Source organism: Aeromonas sp. R6-1, from assembly GCF_040908165.1.
Lineage (GTDB): Bacteria > Pseudomonadota > Gammaproteobacteria > Enterobacterales > Aeromonadaceae > Aeromonas > Aeromonas caviae.
In genome coordinates, this window is the sequence record NZ_JBFODF010000015.1 from 118,397 (window position 1) to 139,842 (window position 21,446).

18 protein-coding genes and 1 other RNA gene are annotated in these 21,446 nt (G+C 59.4%); 15 read left to right on the top strand and 4 right to left on the bottom strand.

Annotated features, from left to right (window positions below):
- Positions 1-6: 6 nt before the first annotated feature.
- Positions 7-1,623: a carboxyl transferase domain-containing protein gene (locus AB5Y68_RS03030; protein ID WP_039039061.1), complete on the bottom strand. Its 1,617-nt coding sequence runs from the start codon at positions 1,621-1,623 to the stop codon at positions 7-9.
- The gene (locus AB5Y68_RS03035) at positions 1,620-2,768 is read right to left on the bottom strand and encodes an isovaleryl-CoA dehydrogenase (RefSeq protein WP_039039062.1); all 1,149 of its coding nucleotides are present in this window, start codon (positions 2,766-2,768) and stop codon (positions 1,620-1,622) included. The genes AB5Y68_RS03030 and AB5Y68_RS03035 overlap by 4 nt, the downstream gene beginning before the upstream one ends.
- Positions 2,769-3,025: 257 nt before the next feature.
- On the opposite strand from AB5Y68_RS03035, the gene AB5Y68_RS03040 reads away from it, so the two are divergent.
- The 10 genes from AB5Y68_RS03040 (at position 3,026) to AB5Y68_RS03085 (ending at position 13,749) form a co-directional block, all read left to right on the top strand.
- Positions 3,026-4,537 (top strand): CoA-acylating methylmalonate-semialdehyde dehydrogenase, encoded by a 1,512-nt coding sequence (locus AB5Y68_RS03040; RefSeq protein ID WP_039039063.1) that lies wholly within the window; start codon positions 3,026-3,028, stop codon positions 4,535-4,537.
- 79 nt (positions 4,538-4,616) lie between these two features.
- Complete coding sequence (locus tag AB5Y68_RS03045; protein ID WP_039039064.1) at positions 4,617-5,774, top strand: acyl-CoA dehydrogenase family protein; 1,158 nt, start codon at positions 4,617-4,619, stop codon at positions 5,772-5,774.
- A gap of 118 nt (positions 5,775-5,892) precedes the next feature.
- The gene (locus tag AB5Y68_RS03050) at positions 5,893-6,684 is read left to right on the top strand and encodes an enoyl-CoA hydratase (protein ID WP_039039065.1); all 792 of its coding nucleotides are present in this window, start codon (positions 5,893-5,895) and stop codon (positions 6,682-6,684) included.
- A 78-nt stretch (positions 6,685-6,762) separates the two neighbouring features.
- Positions 6,763-7,863 (top strand): enoyl-CoA hydratase/isomerase family protein, encoded by a 1,101-nt coding sequence (locus tag AB5Y68_RS03055; protein WP_039039165.1) that lies wholly within the window; start codon positions 6,763-6,765, stop codon positions 7,861-7,863.
- Positions 7,864-7,890: 27 nt separating this feature from the next.
- Entirely contained in the window at positions 7,891-8,811 is a 921-nt protein-coding gene (gene mmsB, locus AB5Y68_RS03060) for a 3-hydroxyisobutyrate dehydrogenase (protein WP_039039066.1), read from the top strand.
- A gap of 71 nt (positions 8,812-8,882) precedes the next feature.
- The gene (locus AB5Y68_RS03065; protein WP_039039067.1) at positions 8,883-9,644 is read left to right on the top strand and encodes an SDR family oxidoreductase; all 762 of its coding nucleotides are present in this window, start codon (positions 8,883-8,885) and stop codon (positions 9,642-9,644) included.
- 365 nt (positions 9,645-10,009) lie between these two features.
- Positions 10,010-11,446 carry an arginine-ornithine antiporter gene (gene arcD, locus AB5Y68_RS03070; protein WP_010674600.1) on the top strand — a complete coding sequence of 479 codons (1,437 nt, stop codon included), beginning with the start codon at positions 10,010-10,012 and terminating at the stop codon, positions 11,444-11,446.
- A gap of 91 nt (positions 11,447-11,537) precedes the next feature.
- A complete protein-coding gene (locus AB5Y68_RS03075; protein ID WP_010674601.1) occupies positions 11,538-12,326 on the top strand; it encodes a sulfite exporter TauE/SafE family protein in 789 nt (262 codons plus the stop codon).
- A 102-nt stretch (positions 12,327-12,428) separates the two neighbouring features.
- Positions 12,429-12,525, top strand: an RNA gene (gene ffs / locus AB5Y68_RS03080) — signal recognition particle sRNA small type.
- An 84-nt stretch (positions 12,526-12,609) separates the two neighbouring features.
- Entirely contained in the window at positions 12,610-13,749 is a 1,140-nt protein-coding gene (locus tag AB5Y68_RS03085) for a tyrosine-type recombinase/integrase (protein WP_368206911.1), read from the top strand.
- 195 nt (positions 13,750-13,944) lie between these two features.
- Here the strand turns inward: AB5Y68_RS03085 and AB5Y68_RS03090 are convergent, their stop codons facing one another.
- Positions 13,945-16,584, bottom strand: coding sequence for a phage/plasmid primase, P4 family (locus AB5Y68_RS03090; protein ID WP_368206912.1), 2,640 nt, complete (start codon positions 16,582-16,584; stop codon positions 13,945-13,947).
- A gap of 435 nt (positions 16,585-17,019) precedes the next feature.
- On the opposite strand from AB5Y68_RS03090, the gene AB5Y68_RS03095 reads away from it, so the two are divergent.
- Positions 17,020-18,027 (top strand): DNA cytosine methyltransferase, encoded by a 1,008-nt coding sequence (locus AB5Y68_RS03095; protein ID WP_236662304.1) that lies wholly within the window; start codon positions 17,020-17,022, stop codon positions 18,025-18,027.
- Here the strand turns inward: AB5Y68_RS03095 and AB5Y68_RS03100 are convergent.
- Positions 18,024-18,887, bottom strand: coding sequence for a NaeI family type II restriction endonuclease (locus AB5Y68_RS03100; protein WP_201929720.1), 864 nt, complete (start codon positions 18,885-18,887; stop codon positions 18,024-18,026). The two genes, AB5Y68_RS03095 and AB5Y68_RS03100, sit on opposite strands and share 4 nt — an antisense overlap.
- A gap of 1,305 nt (positions 18,888-20,192) precedes the next feature.
- On the opposite strand from AB5Y68_RS03100, the gene radC reads away from it, so the two are divergent.
- From radC to AB5Y68_RS03120, 4 genes are read left to right on the top strand one after another with little or no spacing between them, the layout of a single operon-like run.
- On the top strand, positions 20,193-20,660 hold the full coding sequence (radC, locus tag AB5Y68_RS03105; RefSeq protein WP_368206913.1) for a DNA repair protein RadC: 468 nt from the start codon (positions 20,193-20,195) through the stop codon (positions 20,658-20,660).
- Positions 20,657-21,025 (top strand): DUF2787 family protein, encoded by a 369-nt coding sequence (locus AB5Y68_RS03110; protein ID WP_005345165.1) that lies wholly within the window; start codon positions 20,657-20,659, stop codon positions 21,023-21,025. Before radC ends, AB5Y68_RS03110 begins: the two co-directional genes overlap by 4 nt.
- Positions 21,026-21,030: 5 nt before the next feature.
- The gene (locus AB5Y68_RS03115) at positions 21,031-21,171 is read left to right on the top strand and encodes a hypothetical protein (protein ID WP_180345021.1); all 141 of its coding nucleotides are present in this window, start codon (positions 21,031-21,033) and stop codon (positions 21,169-21,171) included.
- Positions 21,168-21,311 (top strand): hypothetical protein, encoded by a 144-nt coding sequence (locus tag AB5Y68_RS03120; RefSeq protein WP_005345168.1) that lies wholly within the window; start codon positions 21,168-21,170, stop codon positions 21,309-21,311. The genes AB5Y68_RS03115 and AB5Y68_RS03120 overlap by 4 nt, the downstream gene beginning before the upstream one ends.
- Positions 21,312-21,446 lie beyond the last annotated feature (135 nt).

Consider the following 21,446-nt stretch of genomic DNA (forward strand, 5'->3'; position numbering starts at 1 on the left):
AACTCCTTACATCCGGAAGATGCCGTACTGCCCGGGGCCCGGCTCGGCCCCCTGGCAGGCCGCCAGCGCCAGGGCCAGCACGGTGCGGCTTTGGGCCGGGTCGATGACGCCGTCATCCCACAGGCGAGCACTGGCGTAATAGGGGTGACCCTGGCGCTCGTACTGCGCGATCACCGGGGCGCGAATGGCGGCCGCCTCCGGCTCGCCCAGAGTCTTGCCCTCGGCGGCCAGCTTGTCCCGGCGCACCTGCACCAGCACCCCGGCCGCCTGCTCGCCCCCCATGACGGAGATGCGGCTGTTGGGCCAGCTGAAGAGAAAATCCGGTTCATAGGCGCGCCCGCACATGCCGTAGTTGCCGGCACCGAAGCTGCCGCCGACGATCAGGGTGATCTTGGGCACCCGGCTGCAGGCCACGGCGGTCACCAGCTTGGCGCCGTGCTTGGCGATCCCCTCTTTCTCCGCCGTACTCCCCACCATAAAGCCGGTGATGTTTTGCAGAAACAGCAGCGGGATCCCCCGCTGGTTGCAGAGCTGGATGAAGTGGGCTCCCTTCTGGGCGCTGTCGCTGTGCAGCACGCCGTTGTTGGCGAGGATCCCCACCTGCATGCCCTCAATGCGGGAAAAACCCGTCACCAAGGTAGTGCCGAACAACGCCTTGAATTCGTCAAACACAGAGCCATCCACCAGGCGGGCGATCAATTCTCGTGCGTCATAGGGGCGCTTGAGACTGGTGCCCACCAGGCCGTAGAGCTCCTCGATGGGGTAGTGCGGCTCATCATAGGAGGGAGCGGATGGGGCGGGTGACGCCGCCGTCTGGTTGTCCCCCAGGTTGCTTACCAGGGTGCGGGCGATGGCCAGGGCATGGGCATCGTCCCGGGCCATGTGATCCGCCACCCCGGAGTGGACGCAGTGCACCTCAGCCCCGCCCAAGGCTTCTGCGCTGATCTCCTCGCCGGTGGCGGCCTTGACCAGGGGCGGGCCAGCCAGAAAGAGGGTGGCCTGTTCCCTGACCATGATTGACTCGTCCGCCATGGCGGGCACATAGGCGCCCCCGGCGGTACAGAGCCCCATCACCACCGCCAGCTGGGGGATGCTCTGGGCCGACATGCGAGCCTGGTTGTAGAAGATGCGGCCAAAATGCTCCCGGTCGGGGAACACCTCGTCCTGCATGGGCAGGAAGGCGCCGCCGGAATCCACCAGATAGAGGCAGGGGAGGCGCAGCCGCTCGGCGATGGCCTGGGCACGCAGGTGCTTTTTCACCGTGAGGGGGTAGTAGGTGCCGCCCTTCACGGTGGCGTCATTCACCACCAGCATGCACAGGTGCCCCGAGACACGGCCGATGCCGGTGAGGATGCCGGCGGCGGGCACCGGTTCGTCATAGACCTGCCAGCCGGCCAGGGCCGAGAGCTCGAGAAAGGGGGAGCCCGGGTCCAGCAGCTGGTCGATGCGCTCCCGTGGTAGCAGCTTGCCGCGGGCTTGATGGCGGGCGTTGTTGGCCGCGCCGCCGCCCAAGGCTATCTCCTCCAGGCGGGCATTGAGATCGTCGACCAGGGCCTGCATGGCGGCCCGATTTGCCTCATAGTCGGGACTGGCGGTGTCGAGACGGGAGTGGATCCTGCTCATGCGCGCTCTCCCATCAGCTCGCGGCCGATGAGCCAGCGGCGGATCTCCGAGGTGCCGGCGCCTATCTCGTAGAGCTTGGCGTCCCGCAGCAGGCGGCCGGTGGGGTATTCGTTGATGTAGCCGTTGCCGCCGAGCAGCTGGATGGCATCGAGGGCCATCTGGGTGGCATTTTCGGCGGCAAACAGGATGGCGGCGGCGCAATCCTTGCGGCTGGTGCGACCCTGATCGCAGGCGCTCGCCACCGAGTAGACCAGCGCCCGGCTGCTGGCGAGGCGGGTATACATGTCGGCGAGCTTGCCCTGCACCAGCTGAAACTCGCCGATGGCCTGGCCGAACTGCTTGCGCTCGCGCACATAGGGGAGCACCACGTCCATGCAGGCCTGCATGATGCCAAGGGGGCCGGCCGCCAGCACCACCCGCTCGTAGTCGAGCCCGCTCATCAACACCTTGACCCCACCGTGCAGGGGGCCCAGCAGGTTCTCCTGCGGCACCCGGCAGTTGTCGAACACCAGCTCGCAGGTACTGGATCCGCGCATGCCGAGCTTGTCGAGCTTCTGGGCGGTGGAAAAACCGGGAGTGCCCGCCTCGACGATAAAGGCGGAAATCCCTTTGGGCCCGGCGGCGGCATCGGTCTTGGCATAGATGACGAAGGTGTCGGCATCGGGCCCATTGGTGATCCACATCTTGTTGCCGTTCAGCACGAAGTGATCCCCCTCGCGCACCGCAGTGAGGCGCATGCTCACCACGTCGGAGCCGGCACCCGGCTCGCTCATGGCCAGCGCCCCCACGTGTTTGCCGCTGACCAGATCAGGCAGATATCTCGCCTTCTGATCAGGGGTGCCGTGGCGGTGGATCTGGTTGATGCAGAGATTGGAGTGGGCGCCGTAGGAGAGGCCGACCGAGGCGCTGGCGCGGCTCACCTGCTCCATCATCAGCACATGGGCCAGATAGCCGAGGTTCACCCCGTCATACTCCTCCGCCACCGTGATGCCGTGCAGCCCCAGCTCACCCATGCGGGGCCAGAGATCCCGGGGAAAAGCGTTGCTCTGATCGATCTCGCTGGCGCGCGGTGCGATCACTTTCTGGCAGAAAGCCTCGACCTGTTCGGTCAGGGCCTGGAGGGTTTCATCCATCAGGGCATGCATCCGTGCTCTCCTTGGTGCAGTGGACTGCCGATTTCCCCTGCCATCAGGGTGATGACTGGTCAGTCCATTCGTGATTCAAGTTTACGTTAGCGTAAACGTAAATTGATTGTTAGTCTAAGGTAAATTCGATGGCAGCCCGCCGCAAGGGGCTACCCGGGCAGAGGAGCGCAAGGAGTGAACAGGATGTGCAACAGCAACATGGATGTGGCCGGCCTGCAGTGGCCTGCCATCGCCTGCCAACGGGCTAGGAGGGGGGCATGAGCCAGCATCACACCCAGTACGGGGATCTGCCGCTCTACATCGGTGGCGAGGCGTGTCCGTCCGCAAGTGACGAGTGGATAGAGGTGACCAACCCGGCGGATCAGAGTCTGCTGGCGCGGGTGCCGAAAGCTACCTCTGCGGAAATTGAGCTGGCGGTGCGCACCGCTCACGACGCCTACCTGCAGTGGCGGGAGGTGCCGGCCCCCGAGCGGGCCCGGGTCATGTTCAACTACCAGCATCTGTTGAAAGTGCATCACGACGAGCTGGCGACCCTGCTGGCCCAGGAAACCGGCAAGAACCTGGCGGATGCCAAGGGGGATGTGTGGCGCGGCATCGAGGTGGTGGAGCAGGCCTGCGGTATTGCCAGCCAGACCCTGGGGGAGACCATGGGCAACGTGGCGCGCCGGGTGGATGGCCACTCCTGGGTGCAGCCCCTCGGGGTCTGCGTCGGCATCACGCCGTTCAACTTTCCGGCCATGATCCCGCTCTGGATGTTCCCGCTGGCGGTGGCCTGCGGCAACGGCTTCGTGCTCAAGCCCTCCGAGCAGGATCCCCTCACCCCCATGCGCCTGGCCGAGCTGTTTACCGAGGCGGGGGCCCCCAAGGGCATTCTGTCGGTGGTGCATGGCGGCGCCGAGCAGGTGGATGCGCTGCTGGCCCATCCCGATATCAAGGCAGTCAGTTTCGTGGGTTCGGCCCGGGTCGGCGGCCACGTCTATCGCAGCGCCACGTCGCAACTCAAGCGGGCCCAGTGCTTTGTCGGCGCCAAGAATCACATGGTGATCATGCCGGATGCCAACAAGGCGCAGGTACTCGGCAACCTCGTGGGAGCCGGAGTCGGCGCCGCCGGTCAGCGCTGCATGGCCATCAGCGTGGCGGTGTTCGTGGGGAACGCCAGGGAGTGGATCCCCGAGCTCGCCGCCGAGTTCGCCAAGGTGAAACCCGGTGTCTGGCACGATCCCGAGGCCGCCTACGGCCCCCTCATCAGCCCGGAGGCGAAAGTCAGGGTGGAGGGGCTTATCGAGGCGGGGATTGCCGAGGGAGCCGAGTGCCTGCTGGACGGCCGTTTTTGCGACGTACCCGGCTACCCGGTGGGCAACTGGGTGGGGCCGACCCTGTTTCGCGGTGTGACCCCCGAGATGCGCATCTACCGGGAGGAGATCTTCGGGCCCGTGCTGGCCTGCCTCGAGGTGGGGAGCCTGGATGAGGCGCTTGCCCTCATCAACGCCAACCCCTATGGCAACGGCACCTCCCTCTTCACCGGCTGTGGCGTCGCCGCCCGCAAGTTCCGCCACGAGGTGGCGGTGGGCCAGGTGGGGATCAACGTGCCCATCCCGGTGCCGCTGCCGTTCTTCTCTTTTACCGGCTGGCGCGGCTCCTTCTACGGGGATCTGCACGCCTACGGCAAACAGGCGGTGCGTTTTTACACCGAGACCAAGACGGTGACGGAGCGCTGGTTCGACGAAGACATTCCCAGCGGCCCCAATATGACCATTCAGCTGCGCTGATGGCAGGTTGCCCACTTTGCCCGGGCGCCCCCATTGACAGCAACGGATCGACGGAACAAGTACAAAGGAAGCGAACAAGATGGATTTTACCCTGACCGAATCCCAACGGGCCTGTGTCGAGTCGGCCGGCGCCTTCGCCGATCTGGCGCTCAAACCCCATGCCGCGCGCTGGGACAGGGAGCACGAGTTCCCCATCCCCACCATCAAGCAGGCGGCGGCGCTGGGTCTGTGTGGCCTCTATACCCCGGAGCAGTATGACGGTCTGGGCCTGAGCCGGCTCGATGCCAGCCTCATCTTCGAGCGCCTCGCCATGGGCTGCACCTCCACCACCGCCTATCTCACCATCCACAACATGGTGAGCTGGATGCTGGGTAGCTGGCTGCCTGCCGAGGTGGCCGAAGAGTGGGTACCCAGGCTCGCCAGCGGCGAGCTGCTGGGATCCTACTGCCTCACCGAGCCGGGGGCAGGCTCCGACGCTGCGGCCCTCAAGACCCGCGCCGTGCGCGATGGCGAGGATTACCTCCTCGACGGCAGCAAGGTGTTCATCTCGGGTGCCGGCAGCACCGACGTGCTGGTGGTGATGGCCCGCACCGGTGGCGAGGGGGCCAAGGGGATCTCCGCCTTCATGGTACCGGCCCAGACCCCCGGCGTGAGCTACGGCAAGGCGGAGGAGAAGATGGGCTGGAACAGCCAGCCGACCCGGGAGGTGAACTTCAGCGCCGTGCGCATTCCCGCTCGCTTCCGGCTGGGGGAGGAGGGGGAAGGGTTCAAGTTCGCCATGCGGGCGCTCGATGGGGGGCGCATCAACATCGCCAGCTGTTCGCTGGGCACAGCCCAGCAGGCTCTCAACGATGCCCTGGCCCATGTGCAGCAGCGCCAGCAATTTGGACACCCGATCAGCGAATTCCAGAGCGTGCAGTTTCGCCTGGCCGACATGGCCACCGAGCTCGCGGCCGCCCGCCTGCTGGTGCGCCAGGCGGCCGCCAAACTCGATGAGGGCAGCCCGGACAAAAGTGCCTGGTGCGCCATGGCCAAGCGTTTTGCCACCGACGTGGGGCACCGCATCTGCGACGACGCCCTGCAACTCTTTGGCGGCTATGGTTATATCCGCGAGTATCCGCTTGAGCGCTATCTGCGCGATACCCGGGTGCACCGCATTCTGGAAGGGACGAATGAAGTGATGCGGCTCATCATCGCCCGCCGCCTGCTGGCCGACCCCGGCCTGTCGCTGGAGTAGCGGGAGTAGCCTGCCCTGAGGATGCAGTCGGCGCGTCCTCAGGCTTTGTGAGCCAGGTGCAGGTTGGCTCCATTCAACCCTGTCATCATGGGGCAGTTTTTTTGACAAGGACAACGCAATGACAAGGATCAGGCTCGAATATCACGGCCACGTGGCCTACATCACCCTCGATCACCCACCCGCCAACACTTGGACGCTCGCCAGCCTGAAAGCCTTCTTGCAGATGATGGTGGAGCTGGATGGTCGCCCCGACGTGGTGGCCCTGGTGATCCGCGGTGCTGGAGAGAAATTCTTCTGCGCCGGCGCCGATCTCAAGATGTTCGCCGACGGCAGCCTGGCGCATGCCCGCGAGGTGGCCGAGGCCTTTGGCCACGCCTTCGAGGCGCTGGCCCGCTTTCACGGGGTCAGCATCGCCGCCATCAACGGCTATGCCATGGGAGGGGGGCTCGAAGTCGCGCTGGCCTGCGACATCCGCATCGCCGAGCAGCAGGCCAAGCTGGGGTTGCCGGAGGCCTCGGTGGGGCTCCTGCCCTGTGCTGGCGGCACCCAGCGCCTCACCGAGCTGGTGGGGCCGGGCTGGGCCAAGCGGATGATCCTCTGCGGCGAGAAGGTGAGCGCCACCCTGGCCTACGAGATGGGGCTGGTGGAGGAGGTGGTGACCGAGGGGCACGCCTGGGAGGCGGCGCAGCAGATGGCCCAGCTGGTGGAGCGCCAGAGCCCGAGCGCCCTGCGCGCCTGCAAACAGCTCATCAATCAGGGGCGAAGCACCCACAGGGACGCGGCGCTGCCGCTCGAGCGCCGCCTCTTTCTCGCCCTGTTTGACGATGCCAACCAGCGCGAAGGGGTGGCGGCCTTCCTGGAGAAGCGGGCCCCGCGGTGGCGTTATGACCAATCCAGGCCGAAAGAGTGAGGGAGTGAAGGATGAATGAGGTATTGATGGCGACCCGCCATGTCGCAGGGGCAGATACCCGGTCTGCGGGGGCCGACCATGAGTGAGCCCGTGCGCATCGAGACCCATCCCACGGCGGATGGCCGCCACATCGGCATGCTGACTCTGGACAGCCCCGCCTTCCTCAACGCCCTGAGCCTTGAGATGATCCAGTTGTTGCAGGGGGCGTTGACCCGCTGGGAGCAGGATCCGGCCATCGTCTGCGTGTTGTTGCAAGGGGCCGGCGAGAAGGCATTCTGCGCCGGTGGTGACATCCGCTCCTTTTATTACCGCAAGCAGGAGGCGAGCCACTCTGAATTGTTCGGCTATGCCCGCGACTTCTTCCTGCAGGAGTACCGGCTCGATCACCACATCCACTGCTACGGCAAGCCCCTTGTCTGCGTGGCGGACGGCATCTGCATGGGGGGCGGCATCGGCCTCTTTGCCGGGGCCGAATTCCGGGTGGTGACAGAGAAGAGTCTGTTCGCCATGCCGGAGGTAACCATAGGCCTCTATCCGGACGTGGGGGCCAGCTGGTTTTTGAGCCGGATGCCGGGGCGGCTCGGACTCTGGCTCGGCCTCACCGGTGCCCGCTTCAACGGGGCGGACGCCATCGGCCTGGGGCTCGCGGATCATGCCATGGAGAGCCGCGAGCGGGCGGAGCTGCCGGCGCGCCTCGCCGCCCTCGACTGGTCCGCAGGCGACCCCTGCGAGCAGATCGAGGCGCTGCTCACCGATTTGCAGGAGGCCCCTGGTCAGGCATTGCCCCCTCCCGTACTGCTGCCCCACCAGGCCCGCATCGATGCGCTGTTGGCTGGCCGTTCCCTGCGAGGGGTGCTGGCACGCCTCGAGGGCGCCAAGCTGGACGAACCGGCGCTGGTTCAGGGGCGGGAGACCTGCCTTCGCGGCAGCCCTATCAGCCGCGCCATCCTCTGGCGCCAGTTCTGGCAGGCACGGCGCCAGTCCCTGGCCGAGGTGTTTGCCGACGAGCTGACCCTCTCGGTCAATTGCGTGCTCAGAGGGGACTTCGTGGAAGGGGTGCGGGCTCTGCTCATCGACAAGGACAAATCCCCTCGCTGGCAGGCCCCGCAGGCGGGCGAGGCCTGGCTGGATGCCTTCTATCGCTGGCCCGAGGGGGACAACCCCTTGCGCCTCCGCTGACGCGGGATCACACACAAGGAGCACACCATGACAAGGATTGGGTTTATCGGGCTTGGCAACATGGGGGGCCCCATGGCCGCCAACCTGGCCAGGGTGGGGCACAGGGTGCAGGTGTTTGATCTGGTGCCCGAGAGCCTGAGCCGGGCCATCGAGGCTGGCTGTATTGCCGCCGGGAATGCCCGGGAAGCGGTGAGCGGCTGCGAGCTGGTCATCAGCATGCTGCCAGCGGGCGAGCACGTGCGCAGCCTCTGGCTGGGGGAGAGTGCCGGTGAGCGGGGTGGCCAGGATCTGCTGGCGGCCCTGTCGCCCGGCACCTTGGTCATCGACTGCTCCACCATAGACGTGGCCTCGGCCCGTCAGGTGGGGGCGGCGGCGAAGGCGAGCGGCATCCGTTTTCTCGATGCCCCCGTCTCGGGAGGGGTGGCCGGTGCGGCGGCGGGCACGCTCACTTTCATCGTCGGCGGCGAACAAGCGGATTTTGAAGCGGCCAGACCCGTGCTCGCCTGCATGGGGCAGAACCTGTTTCACGCCGGGGCGCTTGGCGCCGGCCAGATCGCCAAGATGTGCAACAACATGCTGCTCGCCATCCACATGGCGGGCACCGCCGAGGCGCTGGCGCTCGGGGTCAAGGAGGGGCTGGATCCCGCCGTGCTCTCCACCATAATGGGCAAGAGTTCGGGCAACAACTGGAGCCTTGAGCGCTACAACCCCTGGCCCGGGGTGATGGAGAACGTCCCGGCATCCCGTGGGTATACAGGGGGCTTTATGACCCGGCTGATGGTCAAGGATTTGGGGCTCGCCATGGCGTTGGCGGAACATGCCCACAGCGCCGTGCCCATGGGGGCCCTGGCCCGCAACCTCTTCAACCTGCACGGGAGCCTGGGCCAGGAGAACAAGGATTTCTCCAGCATCCTCGAGCTCTATCGGGACAAGACCGCGCCGGGTTAAGGGCCGCTATCTACCTATTTACCCGATAGTCCTTGACTCGACAGTCACCGGCCATCTCACCAGGAGCATTTATGGATATCACACAGAAAGTCATTGCTATCACGGGGGCAGGCAGGGGGCTGGGCCGCGCCATCGCCCTGAGTCTGGCGGAGCAGGGGGCCGTGCTTGCCCTCATCGACGTTAACCGCACCGATCTGGAGGTGACCGAGGCGGAAGTGCGCAGCCGTGACGGCCGCTGCGCCCTGTTCGTCTGCAACGTGGCGAGCGAGCCAGAGGTCGAGGCGACCTTCGCCGCCATCAAGGATCAGTTCGATGCCCTGCACGGCCTCGTCAACTGTGCCGGCATCCTGCGCGACGGCATGCTGATCAAGGTGAAGGAGGGGGCTCTGACGGAGAAGATGAGCCTTGCCCAGTGGCAGAGCGTCATCGACGTCAATCTCACCGGCACTTTCCTGTGCGGGCGCGAGGGGGCGGCGCTGATGGCCATCGGCGGGGAGGGTGGCGTCATCATCAACATCTCCTCCATCGCCCGTGCCGGCAACATGGGCCAGAGCAACTATGCCGCCAGCAAGGCGGGGGTGGCCTCTCTGGTGGTCACCTGGGGGAAGGAGCTGGCCCGTCACGGCATCCGGGTGATGGGCATCGCCCCCGGCGTCTTTGCCACCGACATGACGGCGGCGATGAAACCCGAAGCCATGGCCCGCATGCAGCAGGCCATCCCGGTGGGCACCCTGGGGCAGGCGGCGCAGCTGGCCCAGACGGTGCAGTTCATCCTTGCCAACGACTATCTGTCGGGGCGGATGATCGAGCTGGACGGTGGCTTGAGGCTCTAGTCCCCCCTGCATATACCCTCTCTGACGCCCCTCCTGCAGGGGCGTTTTTGCAGGGGAAAGGCCCCAGTGCAAGGGTGCATAGCCATGCAGGTCCGGCTTTTGAAAAGCGGGGCGGCATCATGAAAAGTCGTGAAATATCAACGGGTCTTTCTTAATTTGAACCAGCTCACAGGCACCCCGGGTCAGTGCTGTAAAATTGCGCGCGGTCAAGGCGGCTCATGATTGACGGCAAGAGGGATTGCGGCTGGAATAGTCATGCAATATAGTTGCCGCCTTTTTCACGGGGTACGGATTTTTAGCCCCTCCCATGTCGCGCGCTGTATGAATACGGATGCTCAGCCGCCGCCTAATAAAACAGGTTTGAGATGGACAAGAAACTGGGGCTGGGTGCCCTCATTTCGCTGGTGATCGGCTCCATGGTCGGTGCCGGGGTTTTCAGTCTGCCGCAAAACATCGCAGCGCACGCTAGTGCCGGGGCCGTCGCCCTGGGATGGGCCATCACGGGGATCGGCATGATCTGCCTCGCCCTGGTCTACCAGAATCTCTCCATGCGTCGACCGGATCTCGATGGCGGCATCTTCAGCTACGCCAAGGCGGGGTTCGGGGATTTCGTCGGCTTCAACGCCGCCTGGGGTTACTGGCTGTGCCAGCTGCTGGCCAACGTCTCCTACGCCATCGTGGTGTTCAGTGCGCTGAGCTACTTCTTCGACACGCCGGACAATGTCATCTTCGGTGACGGCAATACTCCGGTCGCCATCACGCTCGCTTCCCTGCTCATCTGGTCGGTGCATGCCCTGGTGCTGCGCGGCATCCAGGTGGCGGCACTGGTGAACATCGTCACCACCATCGCCAAGATGGTGCCCCTCATCGTCTTCTGTGTAGCCATCCTGCTCGCTTTCAACATGGAGACCTTCACCCTGGATCTCTGGGGGCAGGGGAGTCCCGAGCTCGGCTCCGTGATGGATCAGGTGAAGTCCACCATGAAGGTGACCCTCTGGGTCTTCATCGGCATCGAGGGGGCCGTGGTGGTCTCCGCCCGTGCCCGCCATCGCAAGGACGTGGGCCGCGCCACCGTGCTGGCGCTACTCGGCGCCCTGGCGCTCTACGTCATGGTGACCCTGTTCTCCCTGGGGGTCATGAACCAGCCGCAACTGGCGGCCCTCAAGAACCCCTCCACCGCCATGATCCTGGAAGCCGTGGTCGGCCCCTGGGGCGCCTGGCTCATCAACATCGGCCTGGTGATCTCGGTGATGGGGGCCCTGCTGAGCTGGACCGTGCTGGCGGCGGAAGTGCCCTACATCGCGGGCAAGACCGGGGTCTTCCCGGCCTGGTTCGCCAAGGAGAACAAGAACGGCTCCCCCAAGGTGTCGCTCTGGTGCTCCACCTGCCTGGTGCAGATCTTCCTCATCATCATCTACTTCCAGAACAGCACCTATCTGGCGTTGGTGAACATCGCCACCTCGGCGGCCCTGGTGCCCTATGTCTTCTCCGGTGCTTACGGCCTCAAGCTGGCGTTGAAAGGGGAGACCTACGCGGGCCAGCCCCATCAGCGCAAGCGCGACCTGCTGCTGGCCCTGGTGGCCACCGTCTATGGCTGCTGGCTGGTCTATGCCGCCGGGGTGGAGTACCTCTTGCTGGTGGCGCTGCTCTACAGCCCGGGGATCTTCATCTACTGGAAGGCGCGCCAGCACCACGGCCTGCGCAGCCTCAATCGGCTGGAGCAGGGGATGACGGCAGCCCTGCTCGGTTGCGCCGTGCTGGCGTTCTACAAGGTGATGGACGGTACCATTCCCCTGCATTAATCGGCACAATAAAGGGATGGCAAGATGCCATCTCTTTTTTATGGGCAATGGCGGTCAAGTTGACCGCTGTTTCGTTATTGAAGGAATGTTTATGCTGTTTGTGGGCTATCTGGTGTTGGGCGCCTTCGCGGGCATGCTGGCCGGGCTGTTCGGTATCGGCGGCGGCCTCATCATCGTCCCCGTGCTGGTCCTGAGTTTTCACGCACAGGGCGTGGCGCCGGAGATCATCACCCATCTGGCCCTCGGCACCTCGCTGCCCACCATGATCTTCACCGGTTTCAGCTCCCTGCGTGCGCACCAAGAGGCAGGAGCGGTGGACTGGGGGATGATTCGGCGCCTGGGCGCCGGCATGCTGGTCGGTGCCTGGCTCGGCGGCATGACCGCCAACCTGCTCAGCGCCAGCACCCTCAACATCATCATCGGCTGCTTCGCCTGGACCATGGCCCTGCAGATGGGGCTCAATCTGAGGCCAAAAGCGGAGCGACACATGCCGGGCCCCCTTGGTACCGGGATCGCGGGCACCGTCATCGGCTGGATGTCGGCCTTGTTCGGCATCGGTGGCGGCTCGCTGACCGTGCCTTACCTCACCTGGAATTCGGTGCCCATGCGCAACGCCGTGGCCGCCTCCGCCGCCTGCAGCATGCCCATCGCCCTGGCAGGCAGCCTCAGCTACCTCTATGCCGGTTGGGGAGACGCCGATCTGCCCGAGTGGAGCGTCGGATTCATCTATCTGCCGGCCCTGCTTGGCATCGTGCTCACCAGCACCCAGTTTGCCCGTCTGGGCGCCAGACTGGCACACAGTATGTCACCCCGGCGGCTCAAGCAGGCCTTTGCCCTGCTCATGTTGCTGGTGGGTGCCAAATTCATGCTCTTTAGCTGAACCCTTGGCCAGATTGTTGAAAAATAAGGCGAACGGCTCGCGATGCGGTAGAAAGCCATTGCATTGAGGGGCCAGTTTGCCTATTCTCCTCGCCGGTGGTCCTATTGGTCCTCTCGCATTGATAACCCGTCGACCTGGTCAGGACCGGAAGGTAGCAGCCAAGGCGGGGGACTCGAGTGCCGGGATGTGGCTGGTAGGGCCACCACTTGTTTCTGAGATTCAATAAGTTACCTTCCTAAAGCCCTTGGTCATCCACTTTGTGTGGACGACGAGGAGCTCATAGATGAATCTCTGGCTCAGTCCCCACGGCATCTGGTATTACCGGAAAGTGACCACGCTCCCCTGTGGTCGTCGTAAAGAGATCAAAAAATCCCTGCATACCCGAGACAAGCTGACGGCCCGTGCAGCTGTTGCGAAGCTGCTTGCCTGTGTGCGTTCCAGAGCTCAGCCAGTCGTGCAATCCGCAAGCGAGCCAGAGAACCCTCAACCTCAGCCGCACATCAAGCCTGCTGTTCCGGCGGCCAAACCGCTTGCTCCGCTGTTGTCGGTCCTGAGTGACCGCTATCTGAAAGAGAAGGCCCTCTCCTGGGCACCGAAAGAGCTCAGCAACCAGAAGAACTACATCGGCTGCTTCATCAAGGCGCTGGGTGATAGACCGGCTGCTGACTATGCGAAAGCGGATGTGGTCAAGTTCAAGGAGGACCTGCTGAACTCCGGCAAGAGTCCGACCACCATCAACAAGTATCTACAGAAGCTCTCCCTGCTGTTTAGCTGGCTGGCTAACCATCAGGATGGGGTCATCAACCACTTCGCCGGATTGAAGCTGCAGCGAGCCAAGGAGGTGAACTCACGAAGTGGGTACACAGCGGAAGAACGTCGCAAATTTATCGGGTGGACTAAGCAGCAAGAACCCCACCGTAGGTGGATTGCTCTGCTAGGTCTATTCACCGGGGCTCGTGCCAACGAAATCTGTCAGCTCTATGCCGATGATGTGCAACAGGTTGACGGTATATGGTGCCTGAATATTCGCAATGGACGGCCAGATCAGAAACTCAAGACGGTCAACAGTGCTCGTCTCGTTCCTCTCCATCGATATCTCCTCCAGAGCGGTTTCATCGAGTTTGTGAAGGGAAGGGCAGGGGGACGCCTCTTCCATGAATTGCCCCATCGCCAGGATGGATACAGCCACCTGTGGGGGCAGTGGTTTAGCCGCCATCGCCCCGTCGACAAGGACTTCCACAGCCTGCGGCATACCGTGGGGACAGCCCTCAAAGATCACGGAGTGCCATTGCAGTATGCAGCGGCGATCTTGGGGCATACCAACGGGGCGATCAGCTATGACCGATACGGTGGGGATGTCTCGCTGGAGAAGCTCAATGAGGTGATGGAAGCAGCACTATCATCCTTTGCTGATGCAGGTTAAAGGGAACGATGGGCCTACCGAACGGCTGAAATTCTGGCACTTTTAAGAATTTTCTTATGAACTTTCACACAAGAAAAGTTCTGTAAATATATGATTTTATAGCAGATTCGCTGCTCGCTTTAGACCCTTTGCCTTTGTTGGCGGCAAAGCAGAGAAATCATAAACGGCAGAGGGGCCCGTAGGCCCCTCGTTTGGTTATACGGTGTAGTTAGCACCGAGTTCTGTCTGACGGGGTGAGGCCGTCATATCGGCCATCTCGTTGTCGGTCAACACCAGCCCGACAAGAGTGGCCTTGCTGTTATAGCGGGTAGTGGCAAAGCCCTTCTCCATCAGCTTCTTCTTGAGGGCCAGCTGCTTCATGGCCCATTCACCGTTCTGCTGTGCCCAGCGGCTGTAGGCCGCATAGACCTCGCTCATGGGCACTTTGGCCCCTGCTCTGGCCTGGGTGCACTCTTCCAGGAAGCAACCTACCATATCGGACTCGGCACGGTAGGTCTCGACATCCTGCTTGAGGCGAGCAGGCGTCGACGCCTTGAGCCTCTGCTCTTGCCACATTTGGCAGCCCTGGATGGCCCAGTTCAGAATGCCGGGCATCTCGGCCCGCAGCTTCTCCATCAGCATTGGGTCCAGTTGTGCCTTGGTGAAGGAGGCATTGAAGGGCAGCATCAGCATCCGACGCCACATGCCATTGCTGGTATCGCGGATCTCGGGCTTGTGGTTACCCACCATCACCAGAGAGAAGGATGGGCGGAACTCCATCTCCTTCTTGGCGTAGGGAGCACGAGCGACAATCACGTCATCCCCCGTCATGGCTTTCACCAAGTTCTCATCCATACGGGCCCCCTCTGGCAGCTCGTTGGCGACCACGAGGCGTGCATCCACCAGCTTGGTCAGGGACGGGTTTGGACCAGTATTGCCGTTGCGGTTGAACAGCAAGACGTTGCTGCTGATCTGCCGACTGAACTCTCCCAGCAACTGCTGGATGACCGACATGAAGGTACTCTTGCCGTTGCAGCCGCCCCCGTGGAGGAAGAACAGGAGCTGTTCGTCGGTGCGGCCGGTGATCCAGTAGCCCACACAACGTTGCAGGAAGGCGGCATACTCGGCATCACCACAGGTGATCTCGCCGATGAACTGCTCCCATCGTGGGCAGGTGGCGGCTGGGTCATAGGCCACCGGGCTATGGTGGGTCATCATGAATGACCGTCTCGGTGCCAACAGGCGACCCGACTTCAAGTCGATGACACCATTCGCCGTGCCCAACAGCATCGGATTGGCGTTCAGCTCGTGCAGTCTTGCCGTCATCATCGGCTTGGCCAGTTCCAGCATGTTCTGAATGCCTGCCCGGTTAAGGCTGCTTGAGCCGTGTCTGAGCACGGCATAGGCCCAAGACAGCTCCTCTTTCTTGCACGCCTGCTTGATCAACGCCTGCCCGATGTTCTGGAGCTCTTTGCCCACGGTTTGAGCAAGGATCATGGGCGTCAAGTCATTCTGGGTCCAGTGCGTACCATCGAAGTAGATAAAGCCACCTAACTCAGGGACGAACTTCAGGTTATGCCCGTGCATCTGCACGAACCGTTCGGCGTTGGCCGAATCGTTGAGCTCGTTTTCAAAGATGGCTGTACGTGGCAGGACCTTGACGACTTCCGGATGCTGATCATCGTCCTGAACGGCTTCGGCTTCGGCTTCGGCTTCGGCTTCGGCCACAGGCTCAACCAGGGTGAATGCCGCCACCAGCTCGGTCAGAGGCAAGGGGTTGTCGCCATGCAGGTATTCGTCGATGTCCTTCACACTTTCCGGCAGCTTGACTTGGGTCAGCTTGAGACCGAGTTGGGCCACCTTGGAACGGTACTTGTCGCCTGCTTCATCAGTGTCGAAGAAGGTCACGACGTCACGGTCAGTCAGCTCACGCTTCAGCCACTCCAGCTGGGTCTGTGACAGCGTGCCAATGGTAGCCAGCACAGGGCCTGGCCAACCGGCATCTACTAGTGACAGGCGGTCATTCTCCCCCTCTACCAAGGCGACAGTACCTGGAGCATTCAGACACTCTTCCCCGTAGAACTGCACCCCGTTAAGCCAACAGGCGCTCGGCTGTTGGTACTGGTGCTGCTTGCTCGGGTCCTTGAAGGTGAAGCGACTGACTTGTCCGTTGCGGTCGAAGTGCGGGAACACATAGACACCGCTCGGAAAGAAGTCTCGAAGCAGATCTGGGGCATCCTTGCGAGGCTTGACCAGACCGGAGGCCAGTCGCTCTTCTTGGCTGAACCCTGCATCCTTCAATGCCTTGTTCAAGCCACCGGAGAAGCCGATATCCAGCTCCACCAGCACCTCCTCAGAGTGGCCACGCAACTCCATCAGTTCGTCTACATCCAGACGGGACTGATAGTGACTAGCTGCGAGATTGAAGAGTTCTTGCAGGCGAGCAGGTGGGGCCGTGTAGATCGGCTGCTCCAGCTTCACCACTTTGCGAACGGTCGGGGTGACTGACAGCTCGCCCAGCAGAAGCAAGCGGGCTGCATCGTAGGCGTTACTAGCCAGACCCTTCTTGACGATAAGCTTGAGCACGTCCCCTCTCTCCTCACAGCTAAAGCAGTGGAAGTTATTGTCGTCAGGGTCAGGATAGAGGGTGAAGCAGTCGTTATGACCGCACAGTGGGCAACTGGCATCATCCAGTCGATAGGTGTTGGAGCCGACTTTCTTGACGTCTTGCCCGGTCAGGGCCGAGGCGACATCCACAATGGAGAACTGCTCTTTGATGGCAGCAAAGTCGATATTCAGGGAGTGGCCTGCATCGGCCAGGGCAAATTCAAAGTCAAACTTGGTGGATTGAGACATGATGTCTCTCCTCTTAGATGACCGCTGCTGTGGAACTAAAATTAGGATGAGTGTGTTCCAAGCGGCGGTAATCAGGTCGGGTAACTGGCGCCCCCCGAGGGCTTATGGCGTGAGCCAAGGTGCGATGTGCGGGGGCGTCTGCCCGCCGACAACCCCGACTATACGGATCGGCAGAAGCAATACAACCCCTCTTTTTTCATCCCCAAGGTCCCATTTCGCGTTTTCGTTGTGAACAACGAAAAATCTACCGCGATAATTTTTTTGCAAACACAAATATTTTTTCTCTTGCATTTTTGGTCGATTTGTGAATCTCTTTGGAAATTCTTGCTCTCATTGCAGGTAAAAGTACCAAGAAGGCAATAAATCATGTGGTGCTGTATATTTATACAGTGAATGGTGGTTTGAACTATGGTAACCTACGCAAGAATCTAGGAGATGTTTGGCATGTTATCCTCAATTGAATTATGTGCTGGGGCAGGTGGGCAAGCTTTGGGGCTCCACTTGGCTGGTTTTAGACATGTGGCTCTGGTTGAACTAGAGCATGCGGCGTGTAATACCCTGAAATTGAACAATGAAAAGTTAGACCTTGGTTGGGGCGACATCATTGAGGGGGATGTTCGTCAATTTGCTGAAGAAATGGCTGAAAATTACAAAGGCACAATAGATTTGGTTGCCGGCGGTGTTCCATGTCCCCCATTCTCTAAGGCAGGTAAGCAACTGGGTCAAGAAGACGAACGGGATTTGTTCCCTGTTGCACTTGATATTGTACGTAAAGTCCAACCAACAGCAGTCCTAATTGAGAATGTTGCGGGCTTGCTGGAAAGCAAATTTGATACTTATCGTGCTCATATCGAGAATGAGTTGAACAACATGGGCTATGTATGCGCTTGGCAATTGCATAATGCTAATGAGTTCGGCGTGCCCCAGTTAAGGCCAAGAGTTGCCTTAGTTGCACTGCCTCCAGATGTAATGCGCCATTTTAGTTGGCCTGATGGTACTAAAAATGCGCCAACTGTCGGTGAGGCATTACTAGATTTAATGTCTGTAGACGGTTGGGAAGGTGCTACAAAATGGGCTCGTTTGGCCAATGGGATTGCACCAACCTTAGTCGGTGGCTCAAAGAAACATGGTGGGCCAGATCTGGGGCCTACAAGAGCAAAAAAACAATGGCAAGCACTCCATGTTAATGGACACCGCTTAGGTGATGCACCTCCAGGTAAAGGTTACAAAGGGGTAAGGGAAGGCTTTGAGGACATGCCATTGCTGACAGTTCGTATGGCTGCAAGAATCCAAGGTTTTCCTGACTACTGGGACTTTTGGGGTAAGAAAACCGCCGCATACCGCCAAGTGGGTAATGCCTTTCCCCCTCCTGTTGCAGAAGCGATAGGGAAAAAAATAGCTTTAGCGATTAATCTTGCTCGTGCAACTGAAGAAGTGGCCTAAGGCCACTTCTTGCTTACCGCAACCCATTCATCTTTTCCTATATCTGAGTAGCCTAATTGTGCTAACTCATCCTTATCATAGGCCCCACTCAGAACCGTAATGCCCATTGGTGATAGTGCATCCCGAGCTCCACCGTTCCCTCTGACTCTTTTCATTGGATCCTTTTGTTGCGCAAGACTCTCTATTGCCCATCTTGATATGACTTGGTTTTGGCATAAAGTGAAAAGTCTTCTAACTCTTTCCGCCCCTGATGCTGTCGGATCTGTTATTTCGTGGAGGATTCTATCATCTTGTATAGATTCAAAGAAATTTGAAGGCATATTAGCATCTTTGCATAGCCAAAAAATTGCTGGATTTGTGGCCCGCAAAGAATGTTTACGATCTTGATTAGTACTTGCGGACAACACATCTTTTGAGCAATAGACGAGACCGCAACTGAATAATGCTAGTTTATCATTAATCTTGATAACCAAACAAATTTCATTGATAGCTTCTTGTGGAATCATCCAGTTCGAATGCACGGTGTTTTTGACATCAACTTCAGTTCCATCGATAAGAAAGTCTAGTTTATGACCTCGAGGAATACGAAGTTCATGGGAAAGTAAGATTTCAACTTTGGTACCAATATATGTCTTTTCCGTATTGGCAATCATATCAAGTGACCAACGACCAGTTCTTGGCATATCTATCACTTCATCAACCGCTTTGCGAATTACGCCCCCTACAGTATGAATAAAGTTGTTAATACCTCCAACTTTATTTACCAGGGTGTTTGCTATTCGAATTAAGTCATCTGAATGATGTGACGGATTATCATGCTTGTACAACTGGGGATAGTTTGGTAACCGCATGTCGCTCATTTTTACTCCTTGCACACCAGTCTATAAGAAATTTTTATCGTTTAATTCAAAGGCTTTGGCTGTCGATTGTCAAGACATAAATCTTGCGGTAGCGAGATGGAGCTACCCTTCCACTGGGCAACCATCTTCGACCAAGGGGCTTTGAATTCCAACTGGCATTGCTTGATGGTATCGCTATCTATTGATTACATTGTTGTGCATTAACTGGCTCATTGGTTCCACCTTAACGCTGCATTCTGGGGGGGGGTGGATAAGCTTCTACTTGGTTACCAAGCAAATCTCCTGACCACAATACAATGGGGCAAGAATGGCGCTTTAAGCCAGAGAGGCTCCCATTGTCTCTGTCACCCGAGAAAGAGGAAATATATAGCCATAGGGTAGGGAAGATTCAGAATTGCCATCCTGCTGAAATTTTGGCGTTTATATGAAATTTCTTTTCGAAATTACATACAGAAAGAGTTCTATAAGTAGATGAACTTTCGGCAGGATCACCTAACGGAAAAAGCCCTTTCCCCGTGATTAAAAGGAAAGGGCCAGACTCAAAATGATTAACTATTAGCTTTGTGGGTTCCGCAGGGGGCGCCAGACATACAGAGACAGCTCTTTCGGACTAGTTGGCGGTAGAGCTTCTGGGTCATTTGGCTCGTAACCATAATGAGCCATCATCTCAACCAACGAGTAGTATAGATGTTCTCCGTTGACGTCCGTGAATGTTTCATCATATCGCTGGATGAACACAGGATCACGATTTTCCCCGACAGAACAAACCGGTAAGGTAAATACCATAACTTCTTCATTCTTTGTCTCAGAGAAATATGAGCAGTATCCTATGATCGGGAACCGTGCGAGAGTGACTTCGTGGTTCGAATTGGGTTTTCCAATGATATAACCAAACTCTCCATGCTGAGCCGGGCTAAAATGAGTTATTTCCATGACAATTCTCCAATGTATTAAAAACAGGGGAGCAGTCAAATGAACTTTTGTAAAGACGCTTTTTGTATCAAAAAGCCAATGTAAATATATCAGGTTGGTCTTTCAACTAAATACCTATATATTTATTAAGTTATAGTTATAATAAAGTTCATGCATTCATTATTTCTGCTAGTTCTCTTAGGTTGTCTCCAAGAGTGGTTTGAAATTATCACTATGGATTAATAAATTCCGTGATTTGGATCTAAAAAAATCAAAGGGAGCTCTAAATATATTTATTGTTGCTTAGCTTATACCGGCTTCATTCGGGATCAATAACGAGGAAATATATTGGCATAAGTAACTCGTGTACCAAAACGACGCGAGGTTACTGTTATGACACATCACTACGACGATCACCCCGGACAGGGCGATCACATCATCAATCAGGCATTGGCCATTTTGGAGAGCCGACAGCGGCATCTGGGCCACGCCTTCACTCAGCCCAAAGCGGCAGCAGACTTCCTTCGGCTCAAGATGGGGGAGTACGAGCGGGAAGTGTTCGCCGTCATGCTGCTCGACAATCAACATCGACTGCTCGATTACCAGGAGCTGTTCTTCGGCACCATCAATGCGGGCACCGTTCACCCCCGTGAGGTGGTCAAGGCGGCTCTCAACAGAAACGCCGCAGCGGTCATTCTGGCCCACAACCACCCCTCCGGTATGGTCGACCCCTCGGACGCTGACAAGGTTGTCACAGTTCGTCTCAAGGAGCTGCTCGAGATGGTAGACGTGCGATTGCTCGACCACTTTGTGGTGGGACAGCACGACATTGTTTCGTTCGCCGACAGGGGGCTGCTATGACCCCATCCAAACCGCTACAGGCCCTGTTCGCCAAGTTAATCGACCTCCACCCCGATGCCACTGCCCTGACTCTCAACTTCCGCAGTCCCGATTATTCCGCCGACACTGGCGGTTACCGTCCGGTAGAAATCCGTCTGGAAAAACGGGCTGGTAGCTGGGGGATGGCCTACGTCACCGAGTTCACTTACCTCGGTGGCGAGCTGGTCAAGGATCTCGATTTTGACTTCAACGCCGGGCTGGCCTCCCAGCTCTGGTGTGGAGAGCGGCCGCTGGCCACCACCATGGACCTCTACCGGCTCTGGGAGAGGAACTTTCTCGACTATCACCGGATGGAGGTCTACCGACTGAAGATAACCCCTGAGTAATCGCCATGAACGACTTCACGAAAGCCCTGCTGCTGGACGCCTTGAAGGCAGCCCTGACGGCGTTCGCGTCAGTCATCGTCAACGCGATGATGGCCCGCTACATGCCGCCACACTTCTACAACATGAACGAAGAGGAGTACCCATGAACAAAATGATCCTGACCTCGGTGACTCTGGTTGCCATTGCTGGGGGAACCCTGATGATCCGCCTCATCGCCCGTGACAAGGCTCACGCTGAGGAGCTGGCCAAGGTATTACGGATGCCTGGCGGGGCGACGCGTCATTGAGATCCCCCAGTCGGCACACAGTATGACCATTAGATAAAGCAGCCAGAGTCATCTGGCTGGCTACCCTTGCGGGCCCTCCATCACGGAGCGGCCCGTTTTCATTTGTATCACTGGCACAGGTCAATAGACCAAGCC